This window comes from Amycolatopsis tolypomycina, from assembly GCF_900105945.1.
Lineage (GTDB): Bacteria > Actinomycetota > Actinomycetes > Mycobacteriales > Pseudonocardiaceae > Amycolatopsis > Amycolatopsis tolypomycina.
Genome location: NZ_FNSO01000002.1, coordinates 155130 through 174930, shown reverse-complemented (window position 1 = coordinate 174930; position 19801 = coordinate 155130). Strand labels below are relative to the sequence as shown.

17 protein-coding genes are annotated in these 19801 nt (G+C 72.8%); 9 read left to right on the top strand and 8 right to left on the bottom strand.

The features are described from left to right. Positions 1-226: 226 nt before the first annotated feature. Complete coding sequence (locus tag BLW76_RS47560) at positions 227-439, top strand: hypothetical protein (protein ID WP_143060531.1); 213 nt, start codon at positions 227-229, stop codon at positions 437-439. Positions 440-444: 5 nt separating this feature from the next. Here BLW76_RS47560 and BLW76_RS02325 read toward each other — a convergent pair whose 3' ends face one another. The 3 genes from BLW76_RS02325 to BLW76_RS02315 form a co-directional block, all read right to left on the bottom strand. Further along, positions 445-1683, bottom strand: a complete 1239-nt coding sequence (locus BLW76_RS02325; protein ID WP_091304723.1) for a GGDEF domain-containing protein — start codon at positions 1681-1683, stop codon at positions 445-447. A 139-nt stretch (positions 1684-1822) separates the two neighbouring features. Continuing rightward, the gene (locus BLW76_RS02320) at positions 1823-3040 is read right to left on the bottom strand and encodes an MFS transporter (protein WP_208613190.1); all 1218 of its coding nucleotides are present in this window, start codon (positions 3038-3040) and stop codon (positions 1823-1825) included. A gap of 94 nt (positions 3041-3134) precedes the next feature. Continuing rightward, positions 3135-3917 carry an IclR family transcriptional regulator gene (locus BLW76_RS02315; protein ID WP_091304202.1) on the bottom strand — a complete coding sequence of 261 codons (783 nt, stop codon included), beginning with the start codon at positions 3915-3917 and terminating at the stop codon, positions 3135-3137. A 185-nt stretch (positions 3918-4102) separates the two neighbouring features. On the opposite strand from BLW76_RS02315, the gene hutH reads away from it, so the two are divergent. From hutH to hutI, 5 genes are all read left to right on the top strand, one after another. Continuing rightward, positions 4103-5629 carry a histidine ammonia-lyase gene (hutH, locus tag BLW76_RS02310; RefSeq protein WP_091304201.1) on the top strand — a complete coding sequence of 509 codons (1527 nt, stop codon included), beginning with the start codon at positions 4103-4105 and terminating at the stop codon, positions 5627-5629. Positions 5630-5631: 2 nt separating this feature from the next. Then, positions 5632-7284, top strand: a complete 1653-nt coding sequence (gene hutU, locus BLW76_RS02305; RefSeq protein ID WP_091304200.1) for a urocanate hydratase — start codon at positions 5632-5634, stop codon at positions 7282-7284. Then, on the top strand, positions 7281-8477 hold the full coding sequence (locus BLW76_RS02300; protein WP_091304199.1) for an allantoate amidohydrolase: 1197 nt from the start codon (positions 7281-7283) through the stop codon (positions 8475-8477). Before hutU ends, BLW76_RS02300 begins: the two co-directional genes overlap by 4 nt. A gap of 125 nt (positions 8478-8602) precedes the next feature. Next, positions 8603-9835: a formimidoylglutamate deiminase gene (locus BLW76_RS02295; RefSeq protein WP_244170021.1), complete on the top strand. Its 1233-nt coding sequence runs from the start codon at positions 8603-8605 to the stop codon at positions 9833-9835. Continuing rightward, a complete protein-coding gene (hutI, locus tag BLW76_RS02290; protein ID WP_091304198.1) occupies positions 9823-10971 on the top strand; it encodes an imidazolonepropionase in 1149 nt (382 codons plus the stop codon). Before BLW76_RS02295 ends, hutI begins: the two co-directional genes overlap by 13 nt. Here hutI and BLW76_RS02285 read toward each other — a convergent pair. Beyond that, positions 10955-11818, bottom strand: coding sequence for an esterase/lipase family protein (locus BLW76_RS02285; RefSeq protein ID WP_091304197.1), 864 nt, complete (start codon positions 11816-11818; stop codon positions 10955-10957). The two genes, hutI and BLW76_RS02285, sit on opposite strands and share 17 nt — an antisense overlap. Positions 11819-12001: 183 nt before the next feature. On the opposite strand from BLW76_RS02285, the gene BLW76_RS02280 reads away from it, so the two are divergent. Next, positions 12002-12802 (top strand): poly(ethylene terephthalate) hydrolase family protein, encoded by an 801-nt coding sequence (locus BLW76_RS02280; protein WP_091304196.1) that lies wholly within the window; start codon positions 12002-12004, stop codon positions 12800-12802. Here the strand turns inward: BLW76_RS02280 and BLW76_RS02275 are convergent. From BLW76_RS02275 to BLW76_RS02265, 3 genes are all read right to left on the bottom strand, one after another. Continuing rightward, complete coding sequence (locus BLW76_RS02275) at positions 12773-14182, bottom strand: nitrilase-related carbon-nitrogen hydrolase (RefSeq protein WP_091304195.1); 1410 nt, start codon at positions 14180-14182, stop codon at positions 12773-12775. The two genes, BLW76_RS02280 and BLW76_RS02275, sit on opposite strands and share 30 nt — an antisense overlap. Positions 14183-14330: 148 nt before the next feature. Next, positions 14331-15101, bottom strand: a complete 771-nt coding sequence (locus tag BLW76_RS02270) for a hypothetical protein (RefSeq protein ID WP_091304194.1) — start codon at positions 15099-15101, stop codon at positions 14331-14333. Continuing rightward, on the bottom strand, positions 15098-15307 hold the full coding sequence (locus tag BLW76_RS02265) for a hypothetical protein (protein WP_043776570.1): 210 nt from the start codon (positions 15305-15307) through the stop codon (positions 15098-15100). Before BLW76_RS02265 ends, BLW76_RS02270 begins: the two co-directional genes overlap by 4 nt. Positions 15308-16428: 1121 nt before the next feature. Here BLW76_RS02265 and BLW76_RS02260 point away from each other — a divergent pair. Both BLW76_RS02260 and BLW76_RS02255 read left to right on the top strand, forming a co-directional pair. Continuing rightward, on the top strand, positions 16429-17991 hold the full coding sequence (locus BLW76_RS02260; protein WP_208613208.1) for a sensor histidine kinase: 1563 nt from the start codon (positions 16429-16431) through the stop codon (positions 17989-17991). Continuing rightward, complete coding sequence (locus BLW76_RS02255) at positions 17988-18662, top strand: response regulator (RefSeq protein WP_091304192.1); 675 nt, start codon at positions 17988-17990, stop codon at positions 18660-18662. The genes BLW76_RS02260 and BLW76_RS02255 overlap by 4 nt, the downstream gene beginning before the upstream one ends. On the opposite strand, the gene BLW76_RS02250 is transcribed toward BLW76_RS02255, so the two are convergent. Further along, positions 18607-19743: an FAD-dependent monooxygenase gene (locus BLW76_RS02250; protein ID WP_244170020.1), complete on the bottom strand. Its 1137-nt coding sequence runs from the start codon at positions 19741-19743 to the stop codon at positions 18607-18609. The genes BLW76_RS02255 and BLW76_RS02250 overlap by 56 nt on opposite strands. Between the last annotated feature and the right edge of the window lie 58 nt (positions 19744-19801).

Here is a 19801-nt window from a genome sequence, read left to right as displayed (position 1 = left end):
GCCTTTCCTTCGTTCTGTCGTGTCTTTTGGGGGTCGGACCCCCAAACCCCCGCCAGGGGGCTCCGCCCCCTGGACCCCCGGGTGTGGTCGCGTTGGGTGGGGCGCTCCCGTTCGGGGTCAGCCTGCTCGGGGCGGTGTGGCGGGGGCCACTTGTGGGTGAAATTTTCGTTAGTGTCATGCTGGGGGTCCGACCATGGCTCCGCAGGGGCCGGAAGTAGGTGGCCAGATGACCTGGGCCCGACGCAGTGGCAGCTCCCTTGCCAACGACGAAGACAGCCGGATGGGTGTCATCCGGGCTGAAGAGGCCGTTCGGCTTGGTGAACAGAACGATCGGGCCGTGCTGACCGTTGCCGGGCACTCCTCCGACTCGCGGGAATGTGCCGAACTGCTCGCCATGCTCGGGCTCGATGCCGGCCGGCGGCGGCACAAGACCGCCTGAGGCACTCACACCAGGTCCGCCACGTGGACCACCTTGTTCCGGCCCGTCGCCTTCGCGTGGTACAGCGCCGTATCCGCCGCGTCCAGCAGACGCTGCAATGACGTGCCCGCCGTCGGGTAGACGGCTATGCCGATCGAGACCGACAGGCCCGTGACCGACAACTGGCCCGCCGGCACCTGCAAGGCGCTGATCGCCCGGCGGATTCGCTCGGCCACCGCGCCGATGTCCGGCTGCGTGATCCCCGGCAACAGCACCACGAACTCCTCGCCGCCGAAGCGGCCCACGGCGTCACCTCGGCCCCGGACCGCCGAGATGATCGACTGGGCCACCGCCTTCAGGACAGTGTCGCCCGCCAGGTGACCGTACGTGTCGTTCACCTGCTTGAAGTGGTCCAGGTCCAGCATCAGCAGGCCGAACGTGCCGCGCTGGCGGGCGGTCGCCGCGAGCGTGCGCTCCGCCAGGGCGTGCCAGCCGCTCGTGTTGTACAGCCCCGTCTTCTCGTCGCGGTGGGCCGCCACTTCCAGCTGCTTCACCAGCACCGTCCGGTGCAACAGCAGCAACGGCGGGAACACCAGCGCCACCAGGCCCGGCAACGTCGCCATGGCCACGGCGTTCAGCGCACCCAGGCACAGCGTCGCCACCTCGAGACCGTTGTCCGACCACGTGCCGAACAACGCCTCCGGTGTCCGGCCGACCTCGCGGCGGGCCGGGAGCACCAGCAGGGCGTTCACCGCGAAGAACGTCACCCCCGCCGCCGCGATGGCCGGCGTGCCGAGCCAGGCGTGCGCCATGGCCGCACGGACGTCGGCGAAGCCCGAAAGCCGCAGGACCGACTGGGCCGCGTAACACGACAGCACGATGATCGCCGCGTTGCTGACCGTCCGGGAGGCCGGGACGCGCTGCAGGCGGTACCAGCTGCGGACCGCCAGGTGCGCGTACAAACCGGCGACCAGGACCGCCAGCGGCACCGGGGGCAGCAGCAGGACGCCGGCGAACGTCCACACCGACGTCATGTTGATGTGCGGTGTCCCCGAAACGCGACGGCGGATGCGTTCCACCCGCCGGCCCGTCTCCGACTGCGCCACCCCGAGCACGAGCAGCACCGCCAGGATCGCCAGCGTCCGGCGGTCCACCGCGATCGGGGACGGGCGCAGCGTCAGCACCACCGCCACCACTTCGCTCGCCAGGCAGTAGACGATGACCCGCGGACCCTGGCGCCAGAGTGCCCAGCGCCGCGGTGCCACGAGCACGTCACGAAAACGCGGCACAGTACGCGGGACCCCGCCCCCGGTCCGCATACTCATGGTGTCCGGCCGGTGACGGAGCCGGTCCGGCTCGGCGTGGTGAAGGGAGGCGCACCATGTGCGGACGCGACAACTGAGGTCAACGATCCTCCCACCCGACCCGGCGCCACGCCCTCGCGATCGGCACGGCCACGGCGGCACCCGCCGCCCCGGCCGCCGCGACGGTGTGCGCCGGGCCCAGCACGTCGGCCAGCGCACCCGCCGCGGCCGCGCCGACCCCCTGCACCGTGATCAGGCCCGCCGAGTTGACGCCGGCGCACTGCGCGCGGTGCTCGTCCGGCACCCGCCGCATGAACGACACCGTGCCGGTGATGTTGTAGCCGGTCGCCAGCAGTCCGGACGTCGCCAGCAGCACCACCGACACGACCAGGCCCGGCCGGAAGGCGAACAGCACGAGCGGCAGGCCCGCCGCGATCCCGAGCAGCCCGAGCACCCGGACTTGGCGGTGCTCCGGGATCCACTTGCCGAACACGACGCCGCCGAGCACGCTGCCCGCCGGATCCGCCGCCATCAGCAGCCCCACCAGCGTCGCGCCCGCGCCGATACCCGCCGCGTACGGCGCGGCCAGCGCCTCCGGCACGACGTAGAACCCGGCCAGCCAGTTGAGCGCCACCAGCGTCCGCAGCGCCGGGTCGCGCCAGATCAGCCGGAGACCCGCGCCGGTCGTGGCCGGCCAGGCGGGCCGGACCGCCTGCGCGATCGCCGCCCGCCGCCGGACGCCGGTCACCAGGAACACCGCCGAGAGCAGGAACGTCACCGCGTCCAGCGCCAGCGCCGCGGACGGCGCGAGCGCGGCGATCAGCACGCCGCCGCCGGCGAACCCGGCCAGCTGCGTGCCCTGGATCGTCACGTTCCGCAGGGCCATCCCGACGAGGTAGCGCTCGCCGTCGAGAACCGACGGCAACAGCGCCTGCTGCGCCGCCTTGAACGGCCCGCCGAGCGCCGTCAGCACCGCGACCAGCACGCACAGCACCCACAGCGGGACACCGGGAACCGCGATGACGGCGACCAGCGCGGCCCGCGCCAGGTCGGTCGCGACCATGACGTCCCGGCGCGGCCACCGGTCGCCCGCACCGGCCAGCAGGATGCCGCCGAGCAGCGAAGGCACGTACGTCAGGGCGTAGGTCAGGCCGGTCAGCGCGGCCGAGGAAGTCTGCTGGAAGACCAGCACCGCGAGCGCGACCCGGGCGAGCTGGTCACCACACACGGACAGCAGTTCGGCGCCCCACATCGCCCGGAACTCGGCGACGGCGAGCACCGCGCCGAAACCGACCCTGTCCACGCGTGCGTCATCCATCGGGGCCCCTCGAAACCGCAGCCCCACCACGGTAATCACCCACCGGAGTGGAATCGAGCCGTTCGGTGACAGTTGCCCCGTTCGCCGCAGCGCGTCAGGCCGGGTGGCCGCCGATCCGGGTGGTCAGCTCGGCTGCCGTCGCGGCGACGGCGGCGGCGAGGTCCGGCCACGTCTGGAGGCACGGCTCGGCCGTGCAGTGGTGGCGCAGGGTGACGCTGATCGCGGCCAGCGGGCGGGCGCCGTGGTCGAAGACCGGGCAGGCCACCGAGGCGAAGCCGGCCGTGACGTGGCCGTCCTCGACCGACCAGCCGAGGCGGCGTTCCGCGGTGAGGGTGCGGCGCAGCTCGGCCAGCGTGCGCGGGCCGCGGCCGGTGCGGAGCACGAACGCCGACGCCGCGGGGAACAGCGCGCGGACGTGGGGGGCGGGCAGGTGCCGCAGGATCGCCCGGCCGGACGCGGTCAGCTGGGCCGGCAGCCGGACGCCGACCTCCGTCACCAGCGTCTCCGGGCGGGCCGGGCGCTCCTTGATCAAGTACAGGGACTCGTTGCCGTGCAGGACGCCGAGGTGGGCGGTGTGCCCGACGCGGTCGACGAGCTTGCGCAGCAACGGCCCGGCCAGGCGCTCCAGGGGGTCGTGGCGCAGGTAGGCCGAGCCCAGCTCGAACGCCGCGATGCCAAGGCCGTAGCGGCGTTCCGCGGGCAGGTGCACCACGAAACCGGCCGCTTCCAGCTCGTTGAGCAGGTGGTACGTGGTCGAGCGGGGGAGGCCCGCCTCCCGGGCGATGGCCGCCGCGGTGACCGGGCCTGGCCGGGTCGCCAGCAGGCGCAGCACCGCCAGGCCGCGGCGCAGTGCCGGCACCTCGCTGCTTTCGCCCACGCTCACCTCCTCATGCGCCCCAATGTGGCGTTCGGTGCGTCCAACGCACCGAACGCCACATTGGGTGCGTTGGACGCAACCAACGCCACATTGGGGCGCATAAGGGTACCCGGGTGTCTGGAATACCAGACAGAACCACTCCGTGGGGCATCCCACCAGCGGTTCCGAAGGGGTGCAATGAGCCCATGCCGGAAAAAGTGCTCCTGGGCCCGGAACCACTGACCGCCGCCCAGGTCGTCGACGTCGTCCGTGGCCACGCGCCCGTCGGGCTCACGGACGCGGCCGAGAAGAACCTCGCCGCGACCCGCCAGCACATCGAGAACCTCGCCCACGCCGTCACGCCGACCTATGGCGTCTCGACCGGCTTCGGCGCGCTCGCCACCCGTCACATCCCGGTCGAGAGCCGGACCGCGCTGCAGCGCAGCCTGATCCGCTCGCACGCCGCCGGCGCCGGGCCCGCCGTCGAGCCCGAGGTCGTCCGCGCGCTGATGCTGCTGCGGCTGCGGACCCTCGCCAGCGGCTACACCGGCGTCCGGCCGGGCACCGCGCAAACGCTTGCGGCCCTGCTCAACGCCGACATCACCCCGATCGTCCACGAGTACGGCTCGCTCGGCTGCTCCGGCGACCTCGCGCCCCTGGCGGCCGTCGCGCTCGCGCTCATGGGCGAGGGCGAAGTGACGTACCGCGGCGAAGTCGTGAAAGCGGAAGAAGCGCTGAAGCAGGCCGGGATCGAGCCGGTCGTCCTCGCCGAGAAGGAGGGCCTCGCGCTCACCAACGGCACCGACGGCATGCTCGGCATGCTCCTGCTCGCCGCCGCCGACCTGCACCGGCTGTTCGACATCGCCGACCTCACCGCCGCGATGAGCGTCGAAGCCCTCCTCGGCACCGACCGCGCGTTCGCCGCCGACCTCCAGGCCCTGCGCCCGCACCCCGGCCAGGCGAAGTCCGCGGCCCGGATGTGGCAGGCGCTGCAGGGCTCGAAGATCGTCGAGAGCCATCGCGGCCCGGACTGCAACCGCGTCCAGGACGCCTACTCGCTGCGCTGCGCCCCGCAGGTCCACGGCGCCGCCCGCGACAGCCTCGCCCACGCCGAGCTCGTCGGCGAGCGCGAGCTGATGTCCGCTGTGGACAATCCGGTCGTCCTCGCCGACGGCCGCGTCGAGTCCAACGGCAACTTCCACGGCGCGCCCGTCGCCTACGTGCTGGACTTCCTGGCCATCCCGATCGCCGACGTCGCCAGCATCGCCGAGCGCCGCACCGACCGGATGCTCGACAAGGCGCGCTCGCACGGCCTGCCGCCGTTCCTCGCCGACGACCCCGGCGTCGACTCCGGCCACATGATCGCCCAGTACACGCAGGCCGCCGTGGTCAGCGAGCTCAAGCGGCTCGCCGTCCCGGCGTCGGTCGACTCCATCCCGAGCAGCGCCATGCAGGAGGACCACGTCTCCATGGGCTGGTCGGCCGCGCGGAAGCTGCGCAAGGCCGTCGACGGCCTGACCACCGTCCTGGCCATCGAGCTGCTGACGGCGGCCCGGGCCCTGGACTTCCGCGCGCCGCTGGCGCCGTCGCCGGTCACCGGCGCGGTGCGCGACCTGCTCCGCACGAAGGTCGCGGGCCCCGGCCCCGACCGCCACCTGGCGCCCGAGATCGCGGCCGCCGAAGAACTCGTCCGCTCCGGCGCCGTCCTCGACGCCGCCCGTCTGGAGGTCTGAGAATGTCCCGCGTCGTCCGTGCCGCCCGCGGCACCCAGCTCACCGCCAAGTCGTGGCAGACCGAAGCCGCGCTGCGGATGTTCCACAACAACCTCGATCCCGACGTCGCCGAGCGGCCCGAAGACCTCGTCGTCTACGGCGGCACCGGCAAGGCCGCCCGCAACTGGGCCAGCTTCGACGCCATCACCCGCGAACTGACCACTTTGGACGTCGACGAGACGCTGCTGGTGCAGTCGGGCAAGCCGGTCGGCGTGTTCCGCACCCACGAGTGGGCGCCGCGCGTGCTGATCGCGAACTCGAACCTGGTCGGCGACTGGGCGACCTGGCCCGAGTTCCGCCGCCTGGAGCAGCAGGGCCTGACCATGTACGGGCAGATGACCGCGGGCTCGTGGATCTACATCGGCACCCAGGGCATCCTGCAGGGCACGTACGAGACGTTCGCCGCCGTCGCGAAGAAGAAGTTCGGCGGGTCCCTTCGCGGGACGCTGACCGTGACCGCCGGCCTCGGCGGCATGGGTGGCGCGCAGCCCCTCGCGGTGACCATGAACGACGGCGTCGCGCTGGTCATCGAGTGCGACCCGCAGCGCGCGCACCGCCGCGTCGAGACCCGCTACCTCGACGAGGTGGCCGACGACCTCGACGACGCCATCGCCCGCGTCACCAAGGCGAAGAAGGAAGGCAAAGCGCTGTCGGTCGGCGTCGTCGGCAACGCCGCCGAGGTGCTGCCGGAGCTGCTGCGGCGGAACGTCGAGGTCGACATCGTCACCGACCAGACGTCCGCGCACGACCCGCTGTCCTACCTGCCCAAGGGCGTCAGCGTCGACGACTGGCACGACTACGCGGCCAAGAAGCCCGACGAGTTCACCGACCGCTCGCGCGAGTCGATGGCCGACCACGTCGAGGCCATGCTCGGGTTCCTCGACCGCGGCGCCGAGGTCTTCGACTACGGCAACTCGCTGCGCGGCGAGGCCAAGCTCGGCGGCTGCGAGCGCGCGTTCGACTTCCCCGGCTTCGTGCCCGCCTACATCCGCCCGCTGTTCTGCGAGGGCAACGGCCCGTTCCGCTGGGCCGCGCTTTCCGGCGACCCCGAGGACATCGCGGCCACCGACCGCGCGATGCTCGAACTGTTCCCCGAGAACGAATCCCTCGCCCGCTGGATCCGGCTGGCCGGCGAGCGCGTGGCGTTCCAGGGCCTGCCCGCCCGGATCTGCTGGCTCGGCTACGGCGAGCGTCACCTGGCGGGCCTGCGGTTCAACGAGATGGTGGCCAGCGGCGAGCTGAAGGCGCCGGTCGTCATCGGCCGCGACCACCTCGACTCCGGCAGCGTCGCCTCGCCGTACCGCGAGACCGAGGGCATGGCCGACGGCTCCGACGCGATCGCCGACTGGCCGCTGCTCAACGCCCTGGTCAACACGTCCTCGGGCGCCAGCTGGGTGTCGATCCACCACGGCGGCGGCGTCGGCATGGGCCGGTCCATCCACGCGGGCCAGGTCAGCGTCGCGGACGGGACGCTGCTGGCGGCGCAGAAGCTCGAGCGGGTGCTCACCAACGACCCGGGCATGGGCGTCATCCGGCACGTCGACGCCGGCTACGACCGTGCGGCCGACGTCGCCGGCGAGCGTGGCGTGCGCGTCCCGATGCGGGAGGCCGAGTGAGCGCCTCGGGGTTGCTCGGGGAGATCGCCGACGTCGGGCGCGACCCGAAGCGCGGCGGCTACTCGCGGCACGCCTTCGACGCGCCCGAGCAGGACCTGCGGGCGTGGTTCGGCGAGCGCGCGCTCGGCCTCGGGCTCGACGTCGACACCGACCACAACGGCAACATCTGGGCCTGGTGGGGCCCGCCGGGGCCGGACGCCGTCGTCACCGGCAGCCACCTCGACTCGGTCCCCGGCGGCGGCGCCTTCGACGGCCCGCTCGGCGTCGCGAGCGCGCTGGCCGCGGTGGAAGCGTTGCAGGCACGCGGGTTCCGGCCCGGGAAGCCGTTCGCCGTCGTCGTGTTCGCCGAGGAAGAGGGCGGCCGGTTCGGTGTCCCGTGCCTCGGCTCGCGGCTGCTCACCGGCACGATCGACGCCGACAAGGCGCGCGGGCTGCGGGACACCGACGGCGTGACGTTCGCCGAAGCGGCCGCGAAGTCCGGGTTCGACCCCGCCCTGGTGGGCGCCGATCCCGAGCGGCTCGGGCTGGTCGGGAAGTTCCTTGAGCTGCACGTCGAGCAGGGCCGAGGACTGATCGACCTCGGCTCGCCGGTGGCCGTCGGCAGCACGGTGATCGCGCACGGGCGGTGGCGGTTTTCCTTCGCGGGACAGGGGAACCACGCCGGGGCGACGCTGCTGGCCGACCGCGCCGACCCGATGCTGCCCGCCGCCGCGACGGTCACCGCCGTCCGGCGGCTGGCGGCGGCCGTCCCGGACGCGCGGGCGACGGTCGGCAGGCTGGTGCCGACACCGGGCGGCACCAACGTCATCGCGTCCACTGTGGACCTGTGGCTCGACGCGCGGGTGCCCGGAACCGCGACCCCGGCGCTCGTCGAGGAAATCGCGCGAGCAGCCTCGGAAGCGGCGCGGGCGGAGGGCTGCCGGGTGACGGTGACGCGCGAGTCCTATTCGGACGACGTCGTGTTCGACGACGCCCTCCGGCGTGACCTGGGCGGCTGGCTCGGCGCACCGCCGGAGCTGCCGACGGGCGCCGGCCACGACGCGGCCATCCTCGCCGGGTTCGTGCCGTCCGGGATGCTCTACGTGCGCAACCCGACGGGAATCAGCCACTCGCCGGAGGAGTTCGCCGAGGCCGACGACGTCGAAGCGGGCGCCGCGGCTTTGGCCACGGTGCTGGAGCGGCTGGCGCGGTGACCCCCGAACTGACCCCAGACCCGACTCCCGACCCGCGGGGGCGCCCCCCGGTTCCAGCGTATCGCGCGGCACCGACAGTTTTCTGGTGCAACCAAGCCTGGCTGCCCGGCGGCATCGCGTCCGGCGTGCGGATCGACGTCGCCGACGGCCGCATCACCGCGGTGACACCGGACGCACCGCGCGCGGGCACCGTCCTGCCCGGGCTCACCCTGCCGGGGTTCGCGAACGGCCACTCGCACGCCTTCCACCGGGCGCTGCGGGGCCGGACGCACCACGAGCGCGGCACGTTCTGGACGTGGCGCGAGCGGATGTACGCGCTGGCGTCGCGGCTCGACCCCGACGCGTACTACCGGCTGGCCCGCGGCGTGTACGCCGAGATGGTGCTCGGCGGGTACACGAGCGTGGGCGAGTTCCACTACCTGCACCACGCGCCCGGCGGGAAGCCCTACGCCGACCCGAACGCGATGGGGGCGGCGCTGCGGCAGGCCGCGGCCGACGCGGGGATCCGGCTGACGCTGCTCGACACCTGCTACCTGGCGGGCGGGATCGGCGTCGCGCCCGACGAGGTCCAGCGGCGGTTCTCCGACGGCTCGGCGTCGGCGTGGGCCTCGCGGGTCTCCGAGCTGAAGGAAGACGAGCTGTTCCGGGTCGGCGCGGCCATCCACTCGGTGCGGGCCGTGCCGGCGGATCAGCTGTCGCTTGTGGACAGCAAGCGCGTCGTGCACATCCACCTTTCCGAGCAGCGCGCGGAAAACGAGCAGTGCCAGGCCGCCTACGGCCGCACGCCCACCGAGCTGCTGGACGACCACGGCGTGCTGACCGAGCGTTTGGTCGCCGTGCACGCCACGCACCTGACGGCGTCGGACATCGAGCGGTTGAGCGGCGCGCGGGCGTGCTTCTGCCCGACCACCGAACGCGACCTCGGCGACGGCATCGGCCCGGCCCGCGCCCTGCGGGACGCCGGCGTGCGGCTGAGCATCGGCAGTGACAGCAACGCCGTCGTCGACGCCTTCGAGGAGATCCGGGCGCTGGAGCTGGACGACCGGCTGGCCAGCGAGGAACGCGGCCGGTTCAGCGCCGACGAGCTCCTCGAAGCGGGCACGGACCACGCGGCGATCGGGTGGGGCGAGGTCGGCGCGCTCGCCGAGGGGGCGGGCGCGGACTTCGTCACCGCGAACCTGGATTCGGTGCGGACCGCCGGGATCGAGCCGTCCGGTGTCGTGTTCGCGGCGTCGGCACCCGACGTCCGGCACGTCGTCGTCGCGGGCCGCGAGGTCGTGCGGGACGGCGTCCACCAGTTGATCGACCGACCGGAAACCGTGCTGGCGAAGGAGATCGAGGCACTGTGGCAGTCCTGATCACGGGCATCGGCGAGCTCACGACCAACGACCCGGCCCTGGGCAGGCTGACCGACGCCGCCCTGGTGCTCGACGGCGCGCGCGTCACCTGGGTGGGCCCGGCGGCGAGCGCGCCGGACGCCGACGAGCGCGTCGACGTCGACGGCCGCGCGGTGCTCCCGGGCTGGGTCGACAGCCACACGCACCTCGTCTTCGCCGGCGACCGCACGGCCGAGTTCGAGGCGCGGATGGCCGGGAAGCCCTACACGGCAGGCGGAATCGCGATCACGGTCGGGGCGACGCGGGAGGCGTCCGACGAGCAGCTGGCGGCGAACCTGCGCCGCCACGTCGACGAAGCGGCCCGGCAGGGGACGACCTGCCTGGAGACCAAGACGGGCTACGGGTTGACGGTCGCGGACGAAGCGCGGAGCGCCCGGATCGCCGGCGAGGTGGCCGACGAGGTGACGTTCCTCGGCGCGCACCTGGTGCCACCCGGCGCCGCTGCGGAGTCCTATGTGGACCTCGTGTGCGGCGAGATGCTCGACGCCGTGGCGGAAAGCGTGCGCTGGGCGGACGTGTTCTGCGAGACGGGGGCGTTCGACGAAGCCCAGTCGGAGCGGGTGCTGAAGGCTGCGGCCGAGCGCGGGCTGGGCCTGCGGGTGCACGGCAACCAGCTCGGCGAAGGCCCCGGCGTCCGGCTGGCCGTGGAACTGGGCGCGGCGAGCGTCGACCACTGCACGTACCTTTCGGACGCGGATGTTGCGGCGCTGGCCGCGTCCGAGACGGTGGCGACTTTGCTGCCGGCGTGCGACCTGTCGACCCGCCAGCCCCTCGCCCCGGCGCGCCGCCTGCTCGACGCGGGCGCGACGGTGGCGCTGGCCAGCAATGCCAACCCGGGCAGCTCGTACACGACGTCGATGGCGTTCTGCGTCGCGACGGCGGTGCTGCAGATGCGCATGACGATCGAGGAAGCGGTCTGGGCGGCGACGGCGGGCGGGGCGAAGGCCTTGCGCCGCGAGGACGTGGGCGTCCTGCGGCCCGGCGCGCGGGCCGACGTCCACGTCCTCGACGCGCCTTCGGTGACACACCTGGCGTACCGGCCGGGCGTGCCGCTGACCCGCGCGGTGTGGCGCGCCGGGGTCAGAGTGGCAGGGTGAACGGCGTGCACGTCGGCGCGTAGGACGCGTCCAGTGCGTGCAGGATCAGCCCGGTGACGTTCGGGTCGATCGCCTGGCTCAGGTGGCCCGACGCGTCGGCGGAGCAGAAGTCCTGCAGCACGATGTCCGTCGTCCCCGGTTCGCCGAGGATTCCGCTCGTGTACGGCGTCACCACCTCGTCGTACCTGCTCACGATGCTCGTGTACGTCGGCCCGGCCACGTGGACGCCGCCGCGGGCGAGGTCGTCGAGGAACGCCGAGGGGGCCAGGTACTCCGAGCAGGCGCCGCACGCCGTGCGCAGGACCGTGGCGAGGCCGGGCACCGTCGTCAGGAGGGCTTTGGCCAGCGCGCCGAGGCCGCCGAGCGTCGTGCCGCGGTAGTTCGCGCCGAAGCCGACGAAGTGCGCGACCTTGGCCGCGCCGCCGTACTTCAGGTAGTACGCGGGCATCGTGCTGCCTTCGGAGTGGCCGACGATGTCCACCTTCGCCGCGCCGGTCGTGGCCGTGACCTTGTCGACAAATCGGCCGAGCTGTGCGGCGCTGTCACGCATCGAGGCCAGGCCGCCGACACCCGGGCCGAGGATGCCCGTGCCGTACGTCAGGGAGAACACGCAGTAGCCCTGGGCCGCGATCTTCGGGGCGTGGAAGAACCAGTTGACGGTGTCGTTGGCGCCGAGGCCGTGCACCAGCACGACGGGCTCCGGGTGCGCGGCGGACGGGCGGCAACCCCAGTCGTTCCAGCCGCTGCTCGGGGCTGCCTCCGCGACCGCCGGGGCGATCGCGCCGAAGGTGAGCGCCGCGGTGAGCACGGCCAGGATCCGCTTGGCACCGCCGTTGGTGACCCGCATTCCGTTGCCTCCAGTTACCCGTCAGTACGTGACGCAGATCATGATCGGTCACATTTCCCTGGAGTCGACCTGGGAAAACGATCAGAGATCGCGGCCGTTCTTTGTGTCGGGTCACAATCAGGGTGAGGGCGTTCCCGACCGATCATGTCTTCGGCTGTTCCGGCGACGTGACAGGGAGAAGACATGCGACGGCTGTGGCTCGTGGTGCTCTTGACGGTCCTTTTCGTGACTCCGCAGCCCGCCCAGGCGGCGCCGGTGCAGTGGGATCAGCCAGGTCCCTTCGCCGTCGTCAGCGAGGCTCTCGACGCAACCCACACCGTCTTCCGCCCGGCCGACCTCGGCGACGGCAAGCACCCCGTGATCGTGTGGGGCAACGGCACCGGAGCCGTTCCGGCCGTCTACGCGGGACTGCTGCGGCACCTCGCGTCCTACGGGTTCGTCGTGGCCGCCGCGAACACGGTGAACTCCGGAACCGGCCGGGAAATGCTCGACGGTGCCCGCACGCTCGTCGCGGAAAACGCCCGGCCGGGCAGCCGGTACTTCGGCCGGATCGACACCGCGCACATCGGCGCGACCGGGCACTCCCAGGGCGGCGGCGGGGCCATCGCCGCGGGCGCCGACCCGCTCGTCACCACCACCGTCCCCATCGAGCCGGGACCGCTCGGGTCCGTCGAAGCACTGCACGGCCCGGTGCTCTTCCTCGGCGGCCAGCTCGACATCATCGTGCCGCCCGCGCTGCTGGTGATCCCGCGCTACTACGCCGCGTCGCACGTCCCCGCGGTCTACGGCGAGCTCGCCGGCGCCACCCACTTCACCCCGGCCGGCGACGGCGGCGGCTTCCGCGGCGCGATCACCGCGTGGTTCCGCTTCTGGCTGGCCGGCGACGAGCAGGCGCGCGGGGTCTTCTTCGGCCCGGGCTGCGCGCTCTGCGCGGATCCGGCGTGGTCGAAGGTGCTACGCAACGCTCGCGCTCTCGACGTGTGACGGCCTGCTCGCGGCCGTCACGATCCCGGCCAGCGCGACCAGGCCGCAGAGCCAGGCGAACCAGTCGCCGAAGCGTGCGTACGGCGTCTTCCCCGGCCCGATCGGGACGTCGGCGACGACCACCGTGAACGGGCTGCCGCCGGTGTGGGCGTCGGCCAGGACGTGGCCGCGCGAGTCCGCGAGCATCGGCGTCCCGCGGGCCGCGCTCCACGCCACCGAGAAGCCGTTTTCGACGCCGCGGATGAGCGCGGTGCGGCTGTGTGCCCAGCCGTCGACGTCTTCGTCGGACGCCGGGATGAGCACCAGGCCCGTGCCGGCCCGGCCGTAATCGCGGCTCGGGTCACCGAAGTTGACGTCCATGCACACCATCAGCCCGATCCCGGCGAGGTGCGCGAGCTGGGTGCCGGACGCCATGTTCGGGGAGTCCCCGTTGTGCCACTTGCGGTATTCCACCGGTGGCCCGGACGGCGGGATCGCCAGCGCGGCGTTGAACCGGCCGTCCGGCGTCGTGTCGACGACGCCGGTGACGACGTTGAGATTCCGCGTGCGGGCAACGTCGGAGAAGGCTTCGACGAGCCGCGGCCGGCTGGCCTGGTCCACCGCGAAGGCGGCTTCGGGGAGCACCACGGCCTGGACGCCGCCGGGCAACCGGCCGATCTGGTCCACATAGGACAGGACGAGAGCTTGGCCGTCCGGCGTGGCGACGTCGACCGCCCAGCGGCTCTGGCCGGGCGCGACCAGCGCCACCCGCGTCGACGGCCCGGCCGGCACCGGCGTGGTCCAGAAGACCAGCGCGCCCAGCGCGGCGGCGACGGTGACCAGCCCGGCGAGCCGGCGGAGACCGCGAACGCCCGGAGCGAGCGCGGCGGCCACGGCGGCCGGGACGAACAGCACGAGGAACTCGACGCCCCAGCCGCCGGTGACCGCGGCGAGCCGCAGCACGGACGGCCGGTCGGCCTGCGTCGTCATGAGGGTGTCCATGACGCCGGTCGGGTTGAGGAGGGAAATCGTGTAGAGCACCACGGTCCACAACGCGGGCGCGGCGAGCGAGGCGAGCAATCCGTGCCCGCGCCGGACGAGCAGCCGGAACAGGCCTGCGGAGAGGGCGAACAGGAGTGCGCTGCCGCCGAGGATCGCGATCGCCGCGGGCCGTGGGATCGCCAGGGAATGCCAGAAGTAGGTCCAGCTTCCGGCGCTGCCCGCGAGGTGGGCGACGAACGCGCACGCCATTGCGGCGGCGCCGGGAACGCGGGGCGCGAGCAGCAAGATCGGCAGCGGTGCCAGCCAGGCCAGTTCGGGCACCGGGGCCAAGCCCGTGCCGAAGAAGAACAACACCGCCGACGTCACCGTCGCGGCCATTGCCCATCCCAGCTTGTTCATCGTGGCCCCTTTCGCCCGACCTCGAGGGTTCCAGGCGGCGGGGGTGGGCACATTGGGGCAAACCGCACTGTTTTGGTGTGGTTTACCCCACCCCGTTCGTCGTCGCCGGGATCGTGGCGACGCCGGGCTCGGCCGGGAGTTCGCTCGCCTACGGCAGCTCCCTGATCGTCGCCTGCACGCGTTCCCGGAAGCCGTCGGGCAGGCCGGCGACCAGCGGTGCCAGCGTGGCGCGCCGCGCGTCGCCCAAGTGGGTCAGGAGATCGAGCGCCGGTGTCCAGAGGTCTTCGTTCTTGCTCGCCGCGGTGACCAGCCGGCCGAGCCGGTGCGCCGGGAGCAGGCCGACGACGTGGTCGATGCGGTGCTTGTCATCGAGCACGAACGCGATCCGCAGCAGCGCCGGGTCGTCGATCTGCTCCAGGGCCCGCCGCACGGTGAGGTCCGGCAGGTGCCCGACGAACCGGCCGAGGGTGATCCAGTCTTGTCTGAGCGCCAGTTCGGCCGCGACGGCGAGGACGGTGTCCAGCGGAATGCGGCTGATGATCGCGCTCGCCCGCCGTGGATCGAGTTCCGCCGCCACCTCGGCGAGGAACCGCGGACTCAGCCGCTTGGCGACGTCGACACCGCGCCCGACGTCGACCAGCCCGGCGATCCGGGCGCAGAGAAGGGGGCCGAAGACCTTCTCGGCGATCTTGGCGAGCACCGCGACCGGGACGATCCGCGCGGCCAGCGCCATCCGCTGCAGCACGGCGGCGTTGGCGTCGAACAGCGTGTCGGTGACCTGCTCCCGGAAGGCCTGCAGATCATCGGCGTCGACGCGGGCGAGGTACGCCAGGCGCGCGGGCTCGACGTCGAGGACGCGGGCCAGCTTGAGGATCTCCGCCTCGGCCGCGTAGTTCTGCGTCCGTTTGTCCGCCGTCACAGGCCGACTGCCTTCCGGACGGCGCCGCGCAGCAGCGCGGGAACGTACCGAAGGCCTTCTTCGCCCGCTTCGGCGAGCGCCTTCGCCTGCCGCCTGCGCGCGTCGCGCAGGGCGTTGGCGAGGTCCTGCCGCTCGTGCTCTTCGAGGGCCTCGATGCCTTCGGGGAGGTAGCCGCCCAACTGGTCGGCGAGTGTGCGCTCGGCCATGGTGGATCATCATGCAACACCGCGGGCGCTGGTGTGCGGATATGCGTGCCGAGAGGTCCGCCGACCGTGTCGGGTTCGTCCTGGGCCGGGTGGTGAGAGCACTGCTCTCGTCGCGGGGGTGGGCGGTGCTCAGCTTCGAGAGCACTGCTCTTGGGCGCCTGGGGAGCGGTGGTCGCGTTTGAGAGCACTGCTCTCGGGCTATGGGAAGCGGTGGTCTCGTTTGAGAGCACTGCTCTCGTGTTCGGTGCGCGACGGCTGGCGCTGGTCGGGTGCCGGTGTGCGCCGACCGACGTTGGAAGCCCTGCTCGGGCGCCGGTTCGCGTGCAGACTGGCGCTGAGGGCGCTGCTGGGCCCTGCTGTGGACGCCGACTGGCGTTGGGAAATCTGCTCGAGCCCTGGTGCGCGCGCCGGCTGGCGTTGGGAATGCTGCGCGGGCCCTGGTGTGCACGCCGACTTGGGCTGGGAATGCTGCTTGGGTCTGGCGTGGACGCCGACTGGTGTTGGAACCCTGCTCGGGTCCTGGCGTGGACGCCGGCTGATGATGGGCCACGGCTCTCATGTGTAGTTAGATCGCTGGTCTCGATTGAGAGCACTGCTCTTGTATTGCTGTACGGTGGGCGATGCTGGGCCACTGCTCGTGCGCACGGGAAGATCGGTGGTCGCTATCGAGAGCACTGCTCTCGCTGTGAGGGTGGGCAGTGCTCAGCTTCGAGAGCACTGCTCTCGGGCTGTCGGGGGGCAGCGGTCGCGTTTGAGAGCACTGCTCTCCTGTTCGGTGCGCGGCGGGTGACGCTGGGGGCACTGCTCGCGCGCATGTGAAGATCGGTGGTCGCGGTTGAGAGCGCTGCTCGCGACTTGCTCGATGTCGCTGCTCTGAAGAGAGAGCAGTGATCTCCCCTCGGCTGCGGGCGGTGATCTGATTCGAGAGCACTGCTCACGGTTGCCGACGATCAGGAGTGGAGGCCGAGCCGGGCTAGCGACCCCGCGAGGTAAGACGCGGCGATCGCGCACCGCCGCCGCGCGGTCCTGGCCGGAGACTCGAGCGTTCGGGAACACGCTGAAAGGTTGACTTTCGGCAGTGGTCGGCCGCCGTCACGGGTTGTAACTTCGGCGGGGTGCGGATGGTGACGAAGCGCAGGTGGCGGGTGGCGCTCGACGTCGCGATCGGGGTCTTTCTCGCGTTCACCGTCGTCGTGGGGACGCTGGAGAGCCGGTCCTACTGGGAGCTGGCCGGTGGGCTTGCCGTCGTGGTCGGGTCGGTGGGGACCGCTCGGCGGTATCCCACCGTCTCGCTCGGGGTTGCCTTGGCCGGGGCGCTTGCTGTGCCGTTTCCCTATGGGGACCACGTCCCCGTGTGGGTGGTCTTCGTGCTGGTCGCGATGAGCTACCAGGCCGGCCTGCGGATGCCGCGGGCTCGCCCGGGCATCCTCACCGGTATTGCCTGCGCGGTGCTGGGGCTGCCGATCGCGCTCGTGTTCGGCCAAGACGGCCTCGGTGACTGGGCGGCGATGGTCGCCATCCTCGTCTTCGCCGGGCTGTCGCCGTGGTTGCTCGGGCGGTACGTCCGGGTGCGCGGTGAGCTCGCCCGCGCGGGCTGGCGCCGGGCCGAAGAAATGGAAAGCAGGCAACGGCTGGTCGCCGAACAGGCGCGGCTGCGGGAGCGTGCGCGGATTGCCAGCGACATGCACGACTCGCTCGGGCACGAGCTGAGCCTGATCGCCGTCCGCGCCGCCGCGCTCGAAGTTGCCGGTGGGCTTGACGATGCCCAGCGTGACGCCGCCGCGCAGCTGCGGACCAGTGCCGCGACGGCGACCGAGCGGCTGCGCGAAATCATCGGCGTGCTGCGGGAGGATGCCGCGCCCGTGGAGCCCGTGCAGGGCGATCTCGGCGAACTCATCGCCAGGGCGCGGGCGTCTGGGCTGCTCATCGAGTCCACAGTAGACACCGATGGCGTGCCGCCGATGGTGGCTCGCGCCGCCTACCGCGTCGTGCAGGAAGCGCTGACGAACGTGGCGAAGCACGCGCCGGGGGCCGCCGTGACCGTGCGGGTGACCAGTGATGGCGCGCGGACCGATGTCCGCGTCGTCAACGCGCCGCCGCCGGCCGGGCCGTTGCCGGGGGCCGCGTCCGGGCACGTCGGGCTGATCGGGCTGCGCGAGCGCGTCCGGCTCGCCGGTGGGACGCTGCGGGCCGGGCCCGACGACGCCGGCGGGTTCGCCGTCACCGCGACGCTGCCGCACGGGGCCGCGCCGGTCGAGCGGCAGGAGAGTGACGACGAGGCCGAGGTGTCGACGTCGGCCCGGGAGCTCGAGCTGGCCCGGCGCGACGTGCGGCGCAGCCTGATCCAGGCCGTCGCCGTGCCGCTCGGCCTGTTCGCCATGGTCCTCGCGGTCGCCGGGATCGCGTTCCTCCACCAGTGGAACTCGTCGGAGCTGCCCGCCGGCGTCTACGAGCAGCTGCGGATCGGGCAGCCGCGGGCCGACGTGGCGCCGCAGCTGCCCGAGCGCGAACGCGCCGCCCGGCCGGTGCGGGGCGAGCCGCCGCGGCCGGCCGTGGCCGGCGTCGCGTGCGAGTACTACGGCACCGGGCGGTCGTGGCTCGACAACGACTACGCCGCCTTCCGGCTGTGTTTCGCCGATGGGAAACTGGTCGCCAAGGACAAGTTCGCCGAGGGGGCGCCGTGATCAGGGTCGTGCTGGCCGACGACGAAGCGATGATGCGGGCCGGCGTGGCGGCGATCCTGGCCGCCGATGCCGGAATCGAGGTCGTCGCCGAGGCGTCCGACGGCCGGGAAGCGGTTTCGCAGGTTCTCGCCACGCACCCGGACGTCGTGCTGCTGGACATCCGGATGCCCGGGCTGGACGGCCTCGGCGCCGCCGCCGAGATCCGCCGGCTGCTGCCCGCGACCGGCGTGATCATGCTGACCACGTTCGGCGAGGACGACTACATCGAGCGCGCGCTGAGCCTGGGTGCGGGCGGGTTCCTGCTGAAGTCGGGCGACCCGCGCGAGCTGCTCTCCGGCATCCACGCCGTCGCCGGCGGTGCCGCCTTCCTCTCGCCGAAGGTGGCGCAGCGGGTGATCGCCCGGCTGTCCGGCGGTCAGCTGGCCCGTGCCGCCGCGGCCCGGGAGCGGATCGCCGCGTTGACCCCGCGTGAGCGGGAAGTGCTGACACTACTGGGATCCGGACTGTCCAATGCGGACATCGCGGCGAAGATGTTCGTCGTCGAGGGCACGGTGAAGGCGCACGTGAGCACGATCCTGACCCGGCTCGGCGCGAAGAACCGGGTGCAGGCGGCGATCACGGCGTACGAGGCGGGACTGGTCGGGGGAGACGCGGCGGCGTCCACCCCGTGATGCCCGCGCCGACGCGCGCCGTCGTCTTGGCCGGCAGCCGCTTCAGCACGGCCGTGCGCAGGGCGGTCGCGATCGGATTGGTCAGCTGCGGGCCCAGCTTGCCCATCCGGACGGACTCGCGGACGACCTTCTGGCTGCGCGGCCGTCGCCGCCGGTCGTAGCTTTCGAGCGCCGCCGCGACACTGTCCTCTGTGGACACGGCGTGGGCGAGCACGACGGCGTCCTCGATGGCCTGGCAGCCGCCCTGGCCGAGGAACGGCGGCATGGCGTGGGCGGCGTCGCCGAGCAGCGCGACCCGGCCGCGGGTGTAGGCGGACAGTGGCGTGCCCAGGTAGTAGAGGTCGTGGTGCAGCACGGCGTCCGGCGGGGTGGCGGCGAGCAGGGCCGGGATCGGCTCGTGCCAGCCGCGGAACGCCTGCTCGAGGTCGGCCCGGCGGGTGCCCGGCTCGGCGAGGGTCGAGAGCCACCAGTAGACGTCGCCGCCGGTGAGCGGGAGGACGCCGACCTCGGTGCCGCGGTCGAAGCTCGTGCTCAGCCCGGTGCCGGGGAGGTGCGCGACGCCGCGGAACGCCGTGCTGCCGGCGTACACCGGTTCCGGGTGGCCGGGGAAGAGCAGGTGGCGGGCCCGGCTGTGGATGCCGTCGGCCGCGACGACGAGGTCGGCGCGCAGTTCTTCGCCCCCTACGCGGACAAGGCCGTCTTCGCGGACTTCGGTGACTTCGGCGCCGGTCTCGAGGCTTCCGGCCGGGACGGCGTCGCGGAGGGCGGCGATGAGGTCCCGCCGGTGGATCGCGCCGAGCGGGCGGCCGTGCCGCCGGGTGAATTCGGCGCTGTCGAAGCGGGTGATGCGGCGGCCACGCCGGTCGCGGAAGCCGCCCTCGCGCTGCGGGGCCAGGTGCTCGCCGAGGTCGACGCCGAGTTCGTCGAGGCAGCGGAGCGCGTTCGGCCAGAGCGAGATCCCGGCGCCGACGTCGCCGAATGCGGGGGCTTTCTCGAGGACGGTGACCGTCCAGCCGACCCGGTGCAGCCCCGCCGCCGCAGCCAGGCCGCCGATGCCGCCGCCGGCCACTATCGCGTGCATGTCCGCCTCCTCTGCATCTGTAGAGGACTCTACACCTGTAGAGTGCGGTCTCGTGGAA